This window comes from Methylomonas koyamae, from assembly GCF_006483455.1.
GTDB classification, from domain to species: Bacteria; Pseudomonadota; Gammaproteobacteria; order Methylococcales; family Methylomonadaceae; genus Methylomonas; species Methylomonas koyamae_B.
In genome coordinates, this window is record NZ_PPPU01000012.1 from 33,577 (window position 1) to 51,738 (window position 18,162).

At 57.0% G+C, this 18,162-nt stretch carries 14 protein-coding genes; 10 read left to right on the plus strand and 4 right to left on the minus strand.

The window, feature by feature from the left end:
- Positions 1–71: 71 nt before the first annotated feature.
- Positions 72–1,925, minus strand: a complete 1,854-nt coding sequence (locus tag C2U68_RS06120; RefSeq protein ID WP_140911636.1) for a methanol/ethanol family PQQ-dependent dehydrogenase — start codon at positions 1,923–1,925, stop codon at positions 72–74.
- Positions 1,926–2,181: 256 nt separating this feature from the next.
- On the minus strand, positions 2,182–2,817 hold the full coding sequence (gene msrA, locus C2U68_RS06125) for a peptide-methionine (S)-S-oxide reductase MsrA (RefSeq protein ID WP_140911637.1): 636 nt from the start codon (positions 2,815–2,817) through the stop codon (positions 2,182–2,184).
- 76 nt (positions 2,818–2,893) lie between these two features.
- On the opposite strand from msrA, the gene hslO reads away from it, so the two are divergent.
- Together hslO and C2U68_RS06135 are read left to right on the plus strand one after the other, a co-directional pair.
- Positions 2,894–3,775 (plus strand): Hsp33 family molecular chaperone HslO, encoded by an 882-nt coding sequence (gene hslO / locus C2U68_RS06130; RefSeq protein WP_140911638.1) that lies wholly within the window; start codon positions 2,894–2,896, stop codon positions 3,773–3,775.
- Positions 3,776–3,782: 7 nt separating this feature from the next.
- Positions 3,783–4,550, plus strand: a complete 768-nt coding sequence (locus C2U68_RS06135) for a hypothetical protein (protein ID WP_140911639.1) — start codon at positions 3,783–3,785, stop codon at positions 4,548–4,550.
- A gap of 50 nt (positions 4,551–4,600) precedes the next feature.
- Here the strand turns inward: C2U68_RS06135 and C2U68_RS06140 are convergent, their stop codons facing one another.
- Positions 4,601–5,773 carry a phosphoglycerate kinase gene (locus C2U68_RS06140; protein WP_140911640.1) on the minus strand — a complete coding sequence of 391 codons (1,173 nt, stop codon included), beginning with the start codon at positions 5,771–5,773 and terminating at the stop codon, positions 4,601–4,603.
- Between the two features lie 130 nt (positions 5,774–5,903).
- Here C2U68_RS06140 and C2U68_RS06145 point away from each other — a divergent pair, with 130 nt between their 5' ends.
- From C2U68_RS06145 to C2U68_RS06155, 3 genes are read left to right on the plus strand one after another with little or no spacing between them, the layout of a single operon-like run.
- A complete protein-coding gene (locus C2U68_RS06145) occupies positions 5,904–7,700 on the plus strand; it encodes a VWA domain-containing protein (RefSeq protein WP_140911641.1) in 1,797 nt (598 codons plus the stop codon).
- Complete coding sequence (locus C2U68_RS06150; RefSeq protein WP_140911642.1) at positions 7,697–8,338, plus strand: hypothetical protein; 642 nt, start codon at positions 7,697–7,699, stop codon at positions 8,336–8,338. The genes C2U68_RS06145 and C2U68_RS06150 overlap by 4 nt, the downstream gene beginning before the upstream one ends.
- Positions 8,335–8,817 carry a hypothetical protein gene (locus tag C2U68_RS06155; RefSeq protein WP_140911643.1) on the plus strand — a complete coding sequence of 161 codons (483 nt, stop codon included), beginning with the start codon at positions 8,335–8,337 and terminating at the stop codon, positions 8,815–8,817. Before C2U68_RS06150 ends, C2U68_RS06155 begins: the two co-directional genes overlap by 4 nt.
- Positions 8,818–8,820: 3 nt before the next feature.
- On the opposite strand, the gene glgX is transcribed toward C2U68_RS06155, so the two are convergent.
- Complete coding sequence (gene glgX / locus C2U68_RS06160; protein ID WP_140911644.1) at positions 8,821–10,998, minus strand: glycogen debranching protein GlgX; 2,178 nt, start codon at positions 10,996–10,998, stop codon at positions 8,821–8,823.
- Between the two features lie 214 nt (positions 10,999–11,212).
- Here glgX and C2U68_RS06165 point away from each other — a divergent pair, with 214 nt between their 5' ends.
- The 5 genes from C2U68_RS06165 to radA all read left to right on the plus strand — a co-directional run bounded on the left by C2U68_RS06165 (position 11,213) and on the right by radA (position 18,039).
- Positions 11,213–11,866 (plus strand): DUF4912 domain-containing protein, encoded by a 654-nt coding sequence (locus C2U68_RS06165; RefSeq protein ID WP_186289510.1) that lies wholly within the window; start codon positions 11,213–11,215, stop codon positions 11,864–11,866.
- Positions 11,859–13,445: a glycoside hydrolase family 57 protein gene (locus tag C2U68_RS06170; RefSeq protein WP_140911646.1), complete on the plus strand. Its 1,587-nt coding sequence runs from the start codon at positions 11,859–11,861 to the stop codon at positions 13,443–13,445. Before C2U68_RS06165 ends, C2U68_RS06170 begins: the two co-directional genes overlap by 8 nt.
- A gap of 65 nt (positions 13,446–13,510) precedes the next feature.
- On the plus strand, positions 13,511–15,010 hold the full coding sequence (locus C2U68_RS06175) for an endonuclease/exonuclease/phosphatase family protein (protein ID WP_140911647.1): 1,500 nt from the start codon (positions 13,511–13,513) through the stop codon (positions 15,008–15,010).
- A 52-nt stretch (positions 15,011–15,062) separates the two neighbouring features.
- Positions 15,063–16,655, plus strand: coding sequence for a phospholipase D-like domain-containing protein (locus C2U68_RS06180; RefSeq protein WP_140911648.1), 1,593 nt, complete (start codon positions 15,063–15,065; stop codon positions 16,653–16,655).
- 16 nt (positions 16,656–16,671) lie between these two features.
- Positions 16,672–18,039, plus strand: a complete 1,368-nt coding sequence (gene radA, locus C2U68_RS06185; RefSeq protein ID WP_140911649.1) for a DNA repair protein RadA — start codon at positions 16,672–16,674, stop codon at positions 18,037–18,039.
- Positions 18,040–18,162: the final 123 nt, after the last annotated feature.

Consider the following 18,162-nt stretch of genomic DNA (forward strand, 5'->3'; position numbering starts at 1 on the left):
CTTGGCATAAAAAAGCCTTGGCCGATTGCTCGGCCAAGGCTTGCTTCACTGCGAATCTAAAGAATTATATCTTAGTTAGGCAGAGCGAATACAGTCAGTGTACCACCCAGTTTGGTGTATGCGCCTAAGCTTCTGTACGCGCCAACCGCACCCAAACCTTCTGAGTTGGTCGATGACGAACCGTCGTCCAGACCGGCCGCGATACCGATACCTGCCCAACCGCCGATACCTGACAGAACGCCGACGTATTGTTTGCCTTCGAATTCCCAAGTGTTGACGTTACCGATGATGCCGGATGGGGTTTTGAATTTGTACAATTCTTTACCGGTTTTGGCGTCAACTGCTTTCAGGTAACCTTCCAGGGTGCCGTAGAACACAACGCCACCAGCGGTTGCAACAGAGCCTGACCATACAGAGAATTGTTCTTTGTTAGACCAAGCGATTTTGCCGGTTTTAGCATCCCACGCGGTGAACTGGCCCAGGTTGGTGGTGCCGTCTTTTTTACCGGTCAAAACATCGGCGCCAGCAGGCATCATGTTCAGGGTTGCACCAACGTAAGGTTGGCCGGCGGTGTAGCTAACTTCAAACGGTTCGTACTCCATGCACAAGTGGTTGCCGGAGATGTAGAACAGGCCGGTTTGTGGAGAGTAAGAAACCGGTTGTTGGTTTTTCGCACCCAGCGCTGCAGGGCAGGTACCAACGGTGTTGACGTCTTCGCCGTTATGTTCGGTAGAGAATTCAGGCACGACTTGTGGGCGGCCGGATTTCATGTCGACGTGAGTCAGCCAGTTGACTGATTTGTCGAAGGTTTCTGCAACCAGCAATTCGCCAGTTTCACGGTCCAGGGTGTAGCCCACGCCGTTACGGTCGAAGTGGACGATGGTTTTGTGCATTTTGCCTTTCACTTCTTGGTCAACCAGCACGGTTTCGTTGATACCGTCATAGTCCCATTCGTCGTGAGGCGTCATTTGGTAAACCCATTTAACTTCACCGGTATCGGCGTCACGGGCCCACAATGACATAGACCATTTGTTGTCACCTGGACGTTGTACAGGATTCCAGGTTGAAGGGTTGCCTGAACCGTAGTAGACCAAGTTCAGTTTAGGATCGTAAGAGTACCAACCCCAAGTCGTACCGCCGCCGATTTTCCATTGGTCGCCTTTCCAGGTCGCCAAGCTGGACTCAGGTCCCAGCGGGGTGACTTTACCGTCTTGCCAGGTGGTGGATTTGCCCGGTTTGATCAGGGTGTCCTTGTCTGGACCCATGCTGTACCCTTTCCACGCCAGATGGCCGGTTTTGATATCGTAAGCAGCCAAAAAGCCGCGAACACCGAATTCGCCGCCGGAAATGCCGGTGATGACCTTGTCTTTAACAACGATCGGCGCGTTGGTGTTGGTCATACCCAGTTTCGGGTCGCCGTTTTGTACGCTCCATACGCGTTTGCCGGTTTTGGCATCCAGCGCAGTCAGCACGGTGTCTGATTGTTGCAGGAAGATTTTACCGTCGCCGTAAGCCAAGCCGCGGTTAACGGTATCGCAGCACATGACCGGGATGGTTACGTCGGCATCCATGGTCGGGGTGAATTCCCAGATGACGGCTTTGGTTTTTTGGTCGATAGCGTAAACCGTGTTTGGGAACGGAGTGTGAACATACAGAACGCCGTTAACAACCAGAGGACCACCTTCGTGACCACGCAACACACCGGTAGAGAAAGACCAGGCAGGTTGCAGGTTTTTAACGTTCTGAGTGTTGATTTGGGACAATTTGCTGTAGCGGGTACCAGCGTAGTCGCCACCCCAAGAAGCCCAGTTAGCAGGGTTTTGAGTTAATTTTTCTAAGTCGTCGTTGGCGGTAGATACGGTTGGTGCAGCAAGGATCGTCGCTACAGTCGAAGCAAGCAGCCAGTTGTGTACAGGCTTCTTCATATGTTTCCTCCTGGTAATCTGTTGATGAGACAGAGTACGGTTTTGTGTTGTTAAGACTAATATTAGTTTTAAAGCTCTGTTTGGATGACTGACCTGTTCAGGTCGTTCGCACATCGTCGAACGCAGAGGTAGAGCCACACCAGACGTGTAAATTGAAGGATTTTTTCCTAAAAGTCAACCGGAAAAACTCTGCCGGGAGCGCCCGCAAACGATAAAGCCAAGACTTATAATGCCTTAGCATTTGGCGCTGATTTGCTCAACGCGGCAAACAAATGCCCAGGCCGCCGAGGCCGCAATAACCGTCGGGATTTTTGGCCAGATACTGCTGGTGGTCCTGCTCGGCGTAGTAAAACGGCGGTGCAATGCGGATTTCGGTCGTGATTGGCGGAAATCCGGCTTTCGATAGTTCAGCTTGGTATGCGTGTTGGCTGGCGGTGGCTGCGGCGAGTTGTTCGTCACCGTAGCAGTAAATTGCCGAACGGTACTGCGTGCCGATGTCGTTGCCCTGACGCATGCCTTGGGTCGGGTTGTGCGATTCCCAAAACACCGCCAACAACGACGCGTAGCTAACGGTTTGCGGGTCGAAAACTACCAGCACCACTTCGGTGTGGCCGGTCATGCCGCTGCAGACTTCCTGATAGCTTGGATTGGGCGTAAAGCCGCCGGCATAGCCGACTGCAGTAGTATAGACGCCGGCTTGCTGCCAGAACTTGCGTTCGGCGCCCCAAAAACAACCCATGCCGAATACCGCTTGCTGCATCTGCTCCGGAAACGGCGGGTGGTAAGGATGGCCGTGTACGGCATGCGCCAAGCCGCTGGCGATAGGCGACGAGCGGCCCGCTAACGCTTGTTCCGCAACAGGCATGGCAATTTTTTTGGAAAGAAAAGACATAACCGCCTTCCCCCTAGTCGAATGATGGGACGCTGGGGATTATAATCCCCGACCTTTCGATAAAGTTAATCAAATCATGAAACAACAGGATTGCTTACGCCGCTTTATCTTCGAAGAGCACGGTGTGCGCGGCGAATGGGTGCGGCTACAGACCAGCTTGGTCGAAGCCAAGCAACACCAGCGGATAGCGGACGACGCAGTCGACGCCCAAATGGGACAGGCGCTGGCCGCGGTGGTATTACTGTCGGCGACGATCAAATTTAAAGGCGCAATGATTATGCAGATTCAGGGCGGCGGCGATTTGACCGCTTTGGTCGCCCAGGCCAGCAACGACCGTAACATTCGGGGACTGGTGCGTAGCGCGGACAACGTCAGCGGCGCCAACCTGCGCGAAATGGTCGGTGCTGGCGGGCGATTGGTGCTGACCGTCGAATCCGAGAATGCCGAACCTTACCAAGGTATCGTCGGGATCGAGGCCGATACGCTGGCCGAAGTGTTGGAAGTGTATTTCAAACAATCGGAACAACTGAACACCCGATTGTGGTTGTTCGCCGACCGCAACGCCGCGGCCGGATTGTTGATTCAAGAGTTGCCGGGTGAACACAAAGACCCGACCGACTGGGAGCGCCTGGAAATGTTGGCTGCTACCGTCACCGCCCAGGAAATCTTCTCGCTGGATTGCGAAGATTTGCTGTATCGGCTATTCCATCAGGAAAAGGTCAGAATCTTCGATCCGGAAGCGGTGGAATTCAAATGCACTTGTTCCCGGCAAAAAATCGCCGGCACTTTATTGATGTTGGGGCGGTCCGAACTGCATGCGATTTTGCAAGAGCGCGACGACATCGAAATCGACTGCCAGTTCTGCGGTGCACAATACCGCTTCGATCAAATCGACGTAGAAAATTTGCTGACCAATCCGGCGGCAGAAACCGAGACCAACCCGCCGACCCGGCATTGAGGAGGCTATGAAAACATTTTCCCGAGTTTTACGCTGGTTGCTGGCTTTTACCTTGCTCAGCACGATGACTGGTTGTCTGCATTGGTTGCACGCCTATCAGACCTATTTGCAGATGGACGAATTCGACCGCTATTTCTCGGTGGTGTCGAAAGACGATTTCACCGTACATTTCAAAAAGCCGAAGTTGTTCAGTGAAGATTTCGTTTCCTTGGCCAAACTGCATGCCAGTAGCGAGGAGCTGACCGCCGACGGCAAACGTTGGCGTTACTGGTTCCGGAAAATCGACAAGGACGGCAAGCAGGTCGCCCCGGAAATCAGCTTTTACCTGGATCTGGCCTTCAACAAGGAGGACAAGATCACCGACTGGACCTTTTCCAACCTGTTTCTGCAAATCGCGCCGCCGGAGTTTTTGGAGGCTTCGTTCCGTTCGTTGGGCGGTGCCGAAATCAATGAAGAGAAGAAGCAGTTAAAAGCCAAAGCCGACCAACTCGAAAAAATTGCCGCGCTGCTGCCGAAAAAATCGGTAGTGGTCAAGCAGTTAGGCGAGCCGTTGGAGATCACTCAGGAAGACAAGCAGGAAGTTTATCTGTACCACTTCCGTCTGGAAGCGAAGGAGATCGAAGAAGGTTACGAGGATAGGGCTTTGAGCGAAGTCAGGCTGATGTTCGACAAGCAAACAGCGGAGATGGTGAAAATGTCCGGCCGTTTCGCCGGCCTGAAGATTTCGATCAACTACCGGGATTACCAAGAAGATAAGACCGTCGCCGGTTTGTAGGCTGATTGGGCCGGCTGCATGGCCGCCGGCCCATTTGCTCGACTGCTTGATTAGCTGCGGGCTTTCAATACTGCAACGGCAGGCAGTTCCTTACCTTCCAGGAATTCCAGGAAGGCGCCGCCGCCGGTGGAGGTGTAGGACACTTTATCGGCGATACCGTATTTGTCGATCGCCGCCAAAGTGTCGCCGCCGCCGGCAATCGAGAATGCCGGGCTGTCGGCGATCGCCATCGACATGGATTTGGTGCCTTCGCCGAACTGGTCGATTTCGAATACACCGACCGGGCCGTTCCAGACGATGGTGCCGGCCGTTTTCAAGATTTCCGCATATTGCTTTGCGGTTTCCGGGCCGATGTCCAGAATCAGATCGTCTTCAGCTACGTCGGCCACGTTTTTCACGGTGGCGGCTGCGGATTCCGAAAATTCTTTGGCAGTGACCACGTCAACCGGCACCGGAATGTCCGCACCGCGTTGTTTCGCCGCTGCAATCAATTTTTTCGCTTCCGGAAGCAGATCGGCTTCGTACAAGGACTTGCCGACGCCATAGCCAGCCGCGGCAATGAAAGTATTCGCGATGCCGCCGCCGACGATCAACTGATCGACTTTGGTCGACAATGATTCCAGCACGGTCAATTTAGTCGAAACCTTGGAACCGCCGACGATTGCCACCAACGGCCGGGCCGGGGTTTCCAGGGCCTTGCCCAATGCATCCAATTCCGCGGCCAGCAGCGGACCGGCGCAGGCGACTGCAGCGTGCTCGGCCACAGCATGGGTCGAGGCTTCGGCGCGGTGGGCGGTGCCGAAGGCGTCCATCACGAAGATGTCGCACAGCGCGGCCATTTTTTGGCCCAGCTCGGCGCTGTTTTTCTTTTCGCCCTTATTGAAACGCACGTTCTCGCATAATACGACTTCGCCGCGTTTGACTTCGACGCCGTCCAGCCAGTCTTTGACCAGACGTACCGGCTGGCCCAGCAATTGGGAAAAACGCTCGGCAACGGGTTTCAAACTGGAGGCTTCGTCGTATTCGCCTTCGGTCGGGCGGCCCAGGTGAGACATCAAAATCACCGCGGCGCCGCCGGCCAAGGCTGCTTCAACGGTCGGAACGCTGGCCTGGATGCGCAAATCGCTGGTGACTTTGCCGTCCTTGACCGGTACGTTTAAATCCTGGCGGATCAGGACGCGTTTGCCTGCCAGATCCAGATCGACCATTCGTTTGATAGACATAAGTTCTCCTATGGTTGAAATAAAAACATTATAGGGTAACACCGGTCGCGGCCCGAATTAAAAATCGGCAACACTCCGACCCATTAGACTATATTTTTTAACCATTACCTTAACTCTCCCGGACGGAGTCATGTGCAGATTACTGATGGCGGTCGCGGCATGCGTTTTTGCTTTTGCCGGTACTGTGGCCCGAGCGCAACCCTCGCCGGCAACGGGCGGAGACGAGATTCAGGTGCTGATCGACGTCTCCGGCAGCATGAAGCAAAACGATCCGGACAATCTGCGCGTCGAAGCCGGCCGCTTGCTGGTCGAATTGCTGCCGGACGGCAGCCGGACCGGATTGTGGTTGTTTGCCGAAAAGACCGTGCCGCTAATCGCCAGCGATAAGGTCAATGCGGCCTGGAAACAGCAAGCCGGTAAAGCGCTGGCCAACATTCATTCCCGCGGCCTGTACACCCATATCGAAGACGCGATCCGTACCGTTCTCAGCCAAGGCTTCAAAGGCCCCGGCCGCAAGCACTTGATCCTATTGACCGACGGCTTCGTCGATATCTCCAAGGACATCATGCAGAGTGCCGATTCGCGGGAGCGCATTCTCAGCGAATGGATTCCGCAGTTGCAGCAACAAGATATCCAGGTGCAGACTGTCGCGCTGTCCGACCAAGCCGACCAGGAGTTGCTGGATAAACTGGCGTTCGAGACCGGCGGTTGGGCTGAGGTCGCCCAATCCGCCGACCAATTGCAACGTTCGTTTTTGAAGATGGCACAAAAAGCCGCGCCGAAAACCACGCTGCCGTTGCGCGACAATAAATTCAGCGTCGACAGCGGCATTCAGGAGTTTTCGATTCTGGTGTTCAAGACCGCGCATGCGGCGCCGACCCAATTGGCCCTGCCGGACGGCAAAACATTGGCGAAGCAGACCATGGCCGCCAATGTGTCGTGGCTGGAAAGCCAGAATTACGATTTGATCACGGTCAGGCAGCCGGCGGTGGGTGAGTGGCGTTTGCTGGCCGAAGTCGATCCGGATAATCAGGTCATGATCGTGACCGACCTCAAGCTACAGCTCAGCCAAATTCCGAATTTTATCGGCGAGCACGACACATTGGCGGTGGAGGCCCACTTTACCGACCGCGATCAGTTGATTACTCGGGCCGATTTTCTCGGCATGTTGAGTTTGGAGTTGGGATTGGACCAATCTGCGCCGCAGAAAATGGCGGCGGCCGGCAACCCCGGTTTTTTTCAGCAAAGTTTGAGCGGGCTGGCGGTTGGTAAGCACACCCTGAAATTCCTCGCCGACGGCAAGACCTTCAAACGCGAAATCATCAGCGAGATCCAAGTGGTAGCGACGCCGATTACTGTGGAGAGGCAGATCGATGCCGGACAGCGGCGGGTACGCCTGTTGTTGAAACCCGATTTGGCGCTGTTGGAGCCGGCCGGCATGGTGATTAACGCCCAAATCAGCCGCGACGACAAACCGCCTGAAACGCGTGCAGCGACCGCAAAAGATGGGCTCTGGGAGTTGGATTTAACCGAATTGCCGCCGGCAAGCGTCACCAAGGTCAGTTTCAACGTAATGGCCAAGGATCGCCATGGCAACCCGGTGTCTCCGGCCGTCAAGCCTGTAGCGATAGACGATAGCTGGTTTCATGCGGCGCCGGCCGCTGCCGAGGAACCACCGCAACATGGCGAGCCTGCGGTCCCGGCTGCCGAGGCAGGCCATGTTGCGGCCAAGGAAGCTGCGCATCCGGACACGCATCCCGAGCCCGAGTCGGAGCCCGAGCTGCTGCCGGCGGCCAATTGGTGGCTGGTCGGCGGCGTTTTGCTGGCGATTAATCTGTTATTCGGGCTGGCCGGCTTTTTTATCTACCGCTATTTGAAAAAATCCGAAGCGGAACAGCATCAACGCTTGTTGGAGAAATTGTCATGAGTTCGTTCGATTCGGTAGTCGTGGTATTGGCGGCGGAAGCCTTTGCCGTTTTGTTGTTGTTGGTTATCGCGCTGTTCTACTTGTCCCGGAATAGAAAAGGCAAGGAAATGGCCGAAATCGAGCGCTTCATCGGCGATTTGGAAGGCCATTCCTTCGAAAAAGGCGAACGTTTGCAGCAGTTCATCAGCGAACACTGCAGTTTGAGCGAAGCGGAAATCGAAACGGTGCTGCAGCAAGTCAACGCCTCGGAACGCGCCTTGTTTCAGGATGTAATCCGCTTGTTCCTGAAGCGGGAATTGGTGCTGTTGCAGGAGATAGAGCAACGCATCGAGCAATTGGCCGAGCCTTACCAAAATCTGGTCACCAGCGCCGGTTCGGTTCAGCACGGGCCAGCCGGAGGCGCTGATGCGGAGCAGGTGCAAAAGCAGGTCGGCTTGGAGCGGGTGAATCAGCAATTGGTGCGGCAGCTCGATACGGCGATGAAAACCATAGACGAGATGTCCGCCGAATATACCCGGGTGTTCAGCGGCAACCAAACCGCTTTGGAATTGGAAAACAGCAGCAAAAAGATGTTGCAGATATTTCTCGACGCCGAGTTGGCGTTGCGGCATGACCTTGAGGAGTTGGCGCAGCGATGAGTCAGACGTGGACGATCATCATTCTGGCCAATCTATTCGCCGTCAGCGTGTTGGGATTGGCGGTGCTGTGGCTGGTTGGCAGACGGGAGAAAAAACGCCATCAGGCCGAAATCGAGGCGTTGTTGGCTGAAATCGAAGACCGGCAAGGGCAGCGTGCAGATCGTATCCTGCTGGCGCTGGTCGAAAAATACGGCTTCGGCGAGGAGGCAGGGCATAGCGTGTCGGAGGTGCTGATGCTGGCGGAAAAGCAGTTCCTATACCAGTGTGTCGAGCAATTGCTGGGTCGGCAACCGCTATCCGGTTTTTACGAGAGTCTGTGCGGCTTGCTCGACAGTTATCTGAACGCCACGCTGACGGCAAAAACCGTTGCGCCGCCGATTGCAGAACCAGCGGACGGCGATGGCGATGCGGAGCCTGCGGAAGCCGGTGCGGAGCAAACCGAAACGCCGCCGCCGGATTGGGGGGATGTGTTCGATTGACGCTCAGGCCGCAGTATCGGCCAGTTTAATACCGGTGAATTTGCTGAAAAGTTGGGCGGAGCGTTTAGACAGGCTATCGCCGTCGCCCGGTTCCGGTTGGCCGTTTTCGAATACGACCACCGAGTCGCTGTCTACCCAGTAACGGTTGCCTGCGACCGGTTTTTGTTCGGCCGGTTCGAAAATGTCGCGCCCCGGTTTTTGCGCGGTGTCCACCGCCAGCCGCCAAGTCCGTTCCGGAATGGACGGTAACTCCATCGCCAGCCGTTGATCCGACATGTTCAGTATCACGTGCAAGTCGGACTCATCCTTAGCCAAAGCCGTTAACGTAAATGCCAGCACACGCGCTTCCCGATCGTCCCAACGCGGAGGCTGGCCAACCTCCAGGCCGTGCCAGACGATATCGGGCATACCGCGTTCTTCCAAAATCTCCCCGCTCAGAAACCGCCGGCGCATCAGCGAAACGTGGCGTTTGCGCAAGCGAATCATCAACTGTACGAAATGCAGAATGTCGGCATTTTCCTTGGCTTTCTCCCAATTCAGCCAGCTGAGTTCGTTGTCCTGGCAATAGCAGTTGTTGTTGCCCTGTTGCGTGTGCAGGATTTCGTCGCCGGCCAGCAGCATCGGTACGCCGTGGCTCAACAGCAGAATGGCAAAGGTGTTTTTTACGCGTTTGCGGCGCAGCGCCAGGATAGCCGGATCGCGGGTTGGGCCTTCGGTGCCGCAATTGCTGCTCAAATTGTTATTGCAGCCGTCGCGGTTGTTTTCGCCGTTGGCGGCATTGTGTTTTTCGTTGTAACTGAACAGGTCGTTCAGCGTAAAACCGTCGTGGCAGGTGACGAAATTAATCCCGCTGATCGGCAACCGGTGTTGGTGCTGGTAAAGGTCGCTGCTGCCGCAAATGCGGGTGGCGACCTCGCTGATGATGCCGGTGTCGCCGCGCACGAAACGGCGGATCACGTCGCGGTAACGGCCGTTCCATTCGCCCCAGCGGTAACCGGGGAAGTTGCCGACCTGGTACAGGCCGGAGGCGTCCCAGGCTTCGGCGATCAGTTTGGTTCTGGCCAATTGTTCCGACAATTCGATGCCCCAGACCAGCGGCGGGTCCTGCAATACGCTGCCATCTTCGCCGCGGGCCAGTGCGCTGGCGAGGTCGAAGCGGAAGCCGTCCACGTGCATTTCTCTGACCCAATACTCCAGGCAACTGATAATGAAGTTGGTGACCAGCGGATGGTTGGCGTTGACGGTGTTGCCGCAGCCGGTGTAATCGTGAAAAATGCGTTTGTCGTGCTTGTCGGTCAGATAAAAGCTGTTACCGGTGATGCCTTTGAAGTTGATCACCGGTCCATCGGCGCCGGCTTCCGAGGTGTGGTTGAACACAACGTCCATGATCACGCCGATGCCGGCTTTGTGTAAAGCCTTGACCAAGTCGCGGAACTCGCGGATGTGCGTGCCCTGTTCCGGCGTTACGCAGTAGCCGGGATGCGGGCTGAAAAAACTGTGGGTGCTGTAACCCCAGTAGTTTTTCAGGCCCAAATCCGAGGTGTGCGGCGGAACGTCCTGCTCGTCAAAGGCCATCACCGGCAGCAACTCGACGTGGGTGATGCCCAGTTTGGACAAGTAAGGGATTTTTTCGATCAGGCCGGCAAAGCTGCCCGGATGCTTGACTTTGGCGGACGGATGGCGAGTGAAACCGCCGACGTGCAATTCGTAAATGATGGCTTTCTCGCTGCGGATCGCCAGCGGGGTATCGCCTTCCCAGTCGTAGCGGTCGTCCACCACCACCGCGCGCATCGCATGGGCGCTGTTGTCGCCGGGCAGGCAGGCGGCGGCGCGTTGCCAGAGTTTGTCGCTAACCGCGCGTGCCCAAGGGTCCAGCAACAACTTGTCCTTGTCGAAGCGCAAGCCGGACTCGCGAGTATTGCTCGGCCCGTCGATACGCCAAGCGTACCAAGTGCCGGTCGGCAAGCCTTCGACGAATACGTGCCAGGAAAAAAAAGTGTGGTGTTTGTCTTTGTGTAGCGCAATGACTTGAAACGGTTCCGGACTATCGTTGCTGGCGAACAGCAACAATTCGACCTCTGTGGCATGCCGGCTGGAGATGGAAAAATTCACGCCGCCTTCGCTGACTTTGGCGCCGTGCGGATAGGGACTCCCTGACTTTAAACTGTATGATTCGCGCATGCCCTTTGCCGAAAAACTTGGATGCCTTGATTTTACTGCATATCGTAGGCACAGGCCTACGCCTTGCGTAAATAATCGACAACGGGTAGAGTCTATTAGCGTGCCATTGCGGAGGGCTGAATCAGCCGGCAGCATCGGCCTGCGCTTAACCTTCCGCCAAACCATATCTTTAACATTGCCAATGGCTTCTTCCCGGTCCACATCCCAGTCTCGCTTGCAGCTATCTGCCGAGGAGATGCGGGATATCAGCCTGGAGATCAGCCGCACTTTTGCCCCGCGGCGGTTCAGGGCCGGCGGTCGGGCCGCCACCTCCGGGTTTTCGCCGCAAGAGCTGTTTGGCATCAGCCAGCAAATCAGCCGCGAATTCGCGCCGCGGGCCGATATGCGCGCACCGGGGGCGCCCAGCTTGGTGCTGTTGCCGGTGGATCCGCGCCGGCTGCACGCCTATTGGCAATTGCCGGAACCCGCGCGGCAAGCCCGGACCGATGCTCAGCCGCAACTGCCGGCAACGAGCGAAACCGGATTGACCCTACGGATTTACCGGCAACCGGAAGCGAAGGCTGATTTGCCGGAGCAAACCGAAAACCGGCCCGAGTGGTTCGACCTGCCGGTGTCCGGCCAGAGCAGTCAGCAGCAAATCGCGTTACCCGAGCCATTGTCGAATTCCGCCGGCTATTACCAGGCGGCTATCGGTCATCTGGACCAGTATAAGGAGTTTACCGCCTTGGCCTATTCCAATCCGGCGGCTGTCGCCGAAACCGCGAGTGCGGCGACCTGGCTGGCGCCGGTCATCGCCCAGTTCGTGTTGCCGGTCTCCGCCGGTTCGCCTGCCGGATCGGCGGCATTGGCGGGTTGCGACCATGAATAACGGCTATCTGGCAATTGTTCTGCACGCGCATTTGCCGTACGTGCACCACCCCGAGCACGACAGTTTTTTTGAAGAAAACTGGCTGTTCGAGGCGATCAGCGAGTGTTATCTGCCGCTATTGGCCATGTTCGAGCGGTTGCGTTACGACCGGGTAGCCTACCGGCTGACCCTGTCGTTATCGCCGACGCTGATGGCGATGTTGCGCGATCCGTTGTTGCAAAACCGGTTTTTGCGTTATCTGCGGGGACGGGTGGAGCTGGCCGAGCGCGAGGTGGAGCGTACCCGGCGCTTGCCGCAGTTTCATGCGCTGGCGCAACATTACCTGCAACTGTTTCACGACAATCTGTACGATTACCAGCAGCGCTACCACTGCGATCTGCTGGCTGCATTTCAGCGCCACCAAAGCAGCGGCCGGCTGGAGTTGATCACTACCGCGGCGACCCACGGCTATCTGCCGTTGTTGGACGTCAATCCCGTCTCGGTCCGCAATCAAATCGGCGTCGGCATCGACAGCTTTCAGGCTCAATTCGGTTTTGCCCCGCGCGGATTTTGGCTGCCGGAGTGCGGCTATTACCCCGGTCTGGAGCAGACCCTGAAGGCCGCCGGTATCGAGTATTTTTTTCTGGAAAGCCATGCGCTGCTCAATGCCGATCGTCGGCCGCCGTTCGGCGTGTATGCGCCGATCGATTGCGGCGGAGTGGCCGGATTCGGCCGCGACCCGGCCGCGTCGCACCAGGTTTGGAGCGCCGAGTCCGGCTATCCTGGCGACGGCGACTACCGCGAATATTACCGGGACATCGGTTTCGATCTGCCATTGGAATATATCGCGCCCTACATCCTGGACGGCGAGACCCGGATCAATACCGGCATCAAATACTACCGGATCACCGGCGGCAAACAGCCCAAACAGGCTTATCAGCCGGAATTGGCCAAGTTGAAACTACGCCGCCACGCCGAAGATTTCATCGCCAGCCGCCGGCGGCAGATCGACGCCTTGGCCGCGGAAATGCAACAAGCGCCTATCGTTGTCGCGCCTTACGATGCCGAATTGTTCGGCCATTGGTGGTTCGAGGGGCCGTTGTGGCTGGAACAGGTATTGCGTTTGGCAGCCGGCGCGGACAGCGGTTTGCAAACCGTCGGTTGCAGCGATTATCTGCAATTGGGCTTGCCGTGCCAGCCGGCGGTACCTGCCGCATCGAGTTGGGGCGAGCACGGCTATTCGGAATTCTGGTTGAACGAAAGCAACGATTGGATTTATCCGTTGTTGCATAAGGCGGCCGCCGAAATGGAAAAGTTGGCGGGCGACTTGCGCGGCTTGCAGGTCAGCGACTTGCAACGCCGGGCGCTGAACCAGGCCGCGCGCTCCTTGTTGCTGGCGCAGGCTTCGGATTGGCCGTTCATCATGAAAGCCGGTACCACCATCGATTACGCGCGGAAACGCATCACCGACCATCTGGCGCGCTTCAATTATCTGCACGACTCGATTCGTAAAAACCGGATCGACGAACGCTATTTGACAGCGCTGGAGATCATGGACGATATTTTTCCGGAGATCGATTTTCGCCAGTATGCCGCCTAGGCGGCCGGCCACCAAGCCAAACCGGTGCGTGCTATTGCCGTGCCGTTCAGCTCACGGGAGGGATCATGGATAACATCCAGTTACTGTATGTCGGCAACATCGTTAGCGGTAAAGCCGCTGCCAGCAGCCAGATCTTGCAGTTTTTCATGCGGGTGGCCAATCTCGGTTACGGTAAGACCGTCGAAGTGCATTGGGCCGGCGAAGACGGCGTGCGGCGCACGGTGTTGGCTGACTATTGCATCACTGCCGGCGACGGTAGCGAATACTGGCGCGCCGAGCTGAGGTTTCAGTGTCAGGCCAAGGCCGATTTGCCCGGCGATATCCGTTTCTCCTTACGCTTACAGCATGAGGGCCGCGAATATTGGGACAACAACGACGGCTGTCAGGGTTATTTTTGCGCAGCCGGCAGCGGTGGACGCACGACCGGTCTGGTGCCGGTACTGAATTTGAGCCCGTTGCAGGGACTTAGCGCGTCGCAACGCAGCATTCCGCTTAAATTGGCCGTCGATGCCGGTTTGGCGGCAGAAAAGGTGACGGTCCATTGGACGCTGGACGATTGGCACCACGTCCACAAAACCAGCTGCCGGCTGCAATCCGGCAGGCGCTCCGCCACCCGTAGCGGTTATGCCGGGCTGCATCCGGTACAGCATTGGAGCACCAATCTCAAACTCGACGGCGCGTTCCGGGTGCAGTACAGCATCTGCTGCGAAGGTAAGGAGCAGACCTTCTGGGATAACAATGCCGGACAAAACTACCGGCTGAGCCGGGCGCCGCTGAAAGTGATGATTCTGAATCTGCACTGTTACCAGGAGGACGATCAGGATCGGAAGTTCTGGCAAATCGCGAAAGCGGTGGACGAACTGGGCGCCGACCTGGTGTGTTTGCAGGAAGTGGCGGAACATTGGAACGACGGTCGCGGCGACTGGGCCTCCAATTCCGCCAATATCATCAACCGGCGTTTGAAGCAGCCGTTTCATTTGTATAGCGATTGGTCCCATCTGGGGTTCGACAAATACCGGGAGGGCGTGGCGATCCTGAGCCGCTATCCGTTCGAGCGCCAGGAGGCGCGCTACGTTTCCGACAGCAGCGATGCCTATAGCATCCATTCCCGCAAAGTGGTGGCGGCCAGCATCGACGTACCTTACATCGGCACCATCGACGTGTTCTCCGCCCATTTGAGCTGGTGGGAAGACGGTTTTCGCGACCAATTTCAACGCTTGTCGGAATGGGCCGACGGCCGGCGCGGCGCCGAGGTGGCGGCCACTTTGTTATGCGGCGATTTCAATATCGCGGCGGGTTCGTTAGGCTATGGCTTGGTCGTCGACGGCCACCGCTACGAAGACCAATATCTGGCGGCCAACGCACCGGCCTTGTTTCAACAGATCTTCCGGGTGGACGATGCCCACTGGCGCGACCGGCTGGCGGACGACTACCGGATCGATTATGTGTTTATGAACAAAGATAGCGGATTGCGGGCGACTTCGGCGCGGGTAGTCTTCACCGAGCAGGATTACGGCCGGGTTTCCGACCATTGCGGCTATCTGCTGGAGTTCGAGCCGCTGTAACCGGTTCCAGGCTCGAGTATGGATTTTAACCTGTGCGATTAGGCGAGCGAATATGCAAGTAGCAGAACATTACGCCAAGCCGGTATTCGGCAAATTGGGGGGCTGTTTTCAACGCAGCAACGATTTTAGGGAAATCTTCGACGTTCGTTGGGGCAAGATCGATTTCGAGTTGAACCATGGCGTCACCGCCAACCTGAAGGTGGTGCTGAAGGTATTCCGCGATGCGATCTGCGAAACTTACGTGGTCGACACCGATGCCTACGACGTCGAGTGGGATCGGCACAAGCGTTCGACCCGCGACTTTTACGTGATGCCGTATTCGGCCCAGTTCGGCCGGATCCATTGCATCAAGTTTGCGTTCATCGTCCACCTTGGCGAACATTCTATAGCGTCTCGGCACGAGTACATCTTCATGGACGCGCCGCAATTGCAGGACAATCAGCCGGCGCAACGGCATATCGGCGAACAATGGGCGACTGCCAACCACTACCGCACGCATGAGGTCGATCCCGGCAAATTGCAGGCCGACGTGGACTGGTACAACCGCCATTTCGACTCGCTGCACCTGACGCCAAAATTCACCAAGGGTCAGCAGCACCATCCCTACCACCCGAAGCGCTTCATCCACGACCATATCGACAAAACCATCGCCGCCAAACGGGCACAACCCGATCGCCTGTGCACGATCAAGGTCAGCGTGGACTGCATCGACGACAACGACTTCATCAATCACCTGATCCATGCCAGCCACCAGGGCGTACTGGTGCAATGCATCGTCGACTGGCGCAAGATGACCTTGACCAACAGCCAGAACTACGCCCGGTTGAAACGTTCCGGCATCGAGTTGGTTGGCGTGTTCTGCACGCCGAAGCACCACTTGATCGAAGTCGAGCCGGACATGCATACCAAATTCGTCATCTTTAACGACGAGGACGCGATCATCGGTTCGTTCAACATTACCTTCGACCGCTGGTGGGCCAACTGGGAATCGGGCATGAGCTTCCATTCCCAGGGCGTGTGCCGCTTGCTGGACAACATCTTCCAAAGCCAGCGCGGCGGTGTGATCCAGAAATACGGTATCGATCCGCTCAGCCCGTTCAACCTGCTCTACACCTTCGGCCGGCAAACCATGGCTAACGGCAAGGTGTATAGGCCGCATCATGCGATTTTGGCCGAAATTCACCGCGCCCGCCGCTCGTTGAAGCTGTGCCTGTTTTTGATCGGCGATCTGCTCGGCGACCACAACGATAGCGTCATTACCGCCTTGATCCAGGCCCGCGACCGCGGGGTGGACGTGCAGTTGCTGTTCAACGGCCATTTGGCGCGGCAGGGCAAGATCGGGGTCGAACGGCCGATGGCGGAGGAACTGGCGCGGCCCTTGCTGCCGGCGATTCAACGCCTGAAAGACGCCGGCATCCGCGTCGGCCTGGTCTACGGCCAAGACGATTTACCGGTGCCGTACTCGCCGATCCATTGCAAGTATTGCGTGATCGACGAATACATCGTCATCGAAGGCAGCTTCAACTGGTACAACACCTCGGTGTTCTCCCACGATCTGGTCGTCGTCGCCGCCAACCGCGACGTGGCGCGGCCTTACTTGTACGAGTTCGAGCAGATTCAGCGCTTGTTCCGGGTGTTCTACTGATTCGAGTCGATACGGCATGGCAAAAAAACAAAAGTCGGCGTACGTCTGTACCGAATGCGGCGCGGATTATCCGGGGTGGTCGGGGCAATGCAACCAATGCGGCGCCTGGAATACGATCAAAGAGGTCAAACTGGGCGGCGGTAAAACGGAGCGGGAGCGTTCCGGTTACGCCGGCAGCCGCAGTGCGGTGCAGTTGCTGTCGGAGGTCAATCTGGCTCAGGCCGAGCGCATTTCTACCGGCTTGGCCGAGTTCGACCGGGTATTGGGCGGCGGTATCGTCAAGGGCAGCGTGGTGTTGATCGGCGGTGCACCGGGCGCCGGCAAGAGTACGATTTTGTTGCAGGCCATCGCCCATATCGCCCGGCAATTGCCGGTTCTTTATGTTTCCGGCGAGGAATCCTTACAGCAGATTGCCGAGCGCGCCCACCGCCTGCAATTGAATACGGCCGGCATCAAGATGCTGGCCGAAACCTCGGTGCAGCAGATTTGCCAGCTGCTCGATGAAGAGCAGCCGCAAGTCGTCATCATCGATTCGATCCAAGTCATGTACACGGCGGATTCCGATTCGGCGCCGGGTTCGGTGTCGCAGGTGCGGGAGTCGGCCAGTTTTTTGACTCAGTACGCCAAGCGCACCGGCGTGTCGTTTTTTATGGTCGGCCACGTCACCAAGGACCAGTCGCTGGCCGGGCCGATGACCTTGAGCCACATCGTCGACGCCCAGGTGGTGCTGTCTTCGACCGACGATTCGCGGTTTCGGGTGTTGCGCGCCGACAAGAATCGCTTCGGCAGCGTCGGCGAGCTGGGTTTTTTCGCGATGGAAAGCAGCGGCTTGAAGGAAGTGAAAAACCCGTCGGCGATGTTTTTGTCGCGCGCGGAAAAGCCGTCGCCGGGTAGCGTGGTGACGGTGTTGTGGGAAGGCACCCGGCCCTTGCTGGTGGAAATCCAGGCTCTGGTCACCGAAAGCCAGTACGGCAATCCGCGCCGGTTGGCGGTGGGTCTGGATCAAAACCGGCTGGCGATGCTGCTGGCGGTGTTATCGCGCCACGGCGGTATCTTCACCGGCAACGACGAGATTTACGCCAACGTGGTCGGCGGTATCAAAGTCAGCGAAACCAGTACCGATCTGGCCATCCTGGTCGGTGTCGTATCCAGTCTTAGAGACCGGATCATTCCTTACGATACGGTGTTTTTCGGCGAAGTGGGCTTGAACGGCGAGATTCGCCCGGTCGCCAACGGCCATGCCCGTCTCAATGAAGCTGCCAAACACGGTTTCAAAAAAGCCATCATTCCGAAAAGCAATAAGCCGAAGGATGGCGTCAAACATCTGGAAATCCATGCGGTGAGCAACATTCAGGACGCGCTGGCGGTATTGGCTGATTTGTGAACGGCGGCCGGTTGTCGGTAGCGGTGATCTTTAAACCGTCTGGGGGGCAGAGATACGGTTAACGCTAGCTACTTCCCGGAATCTCGGGGTGTCGCGGAACGTTAAGTTGTCAGGTAGCCGTGT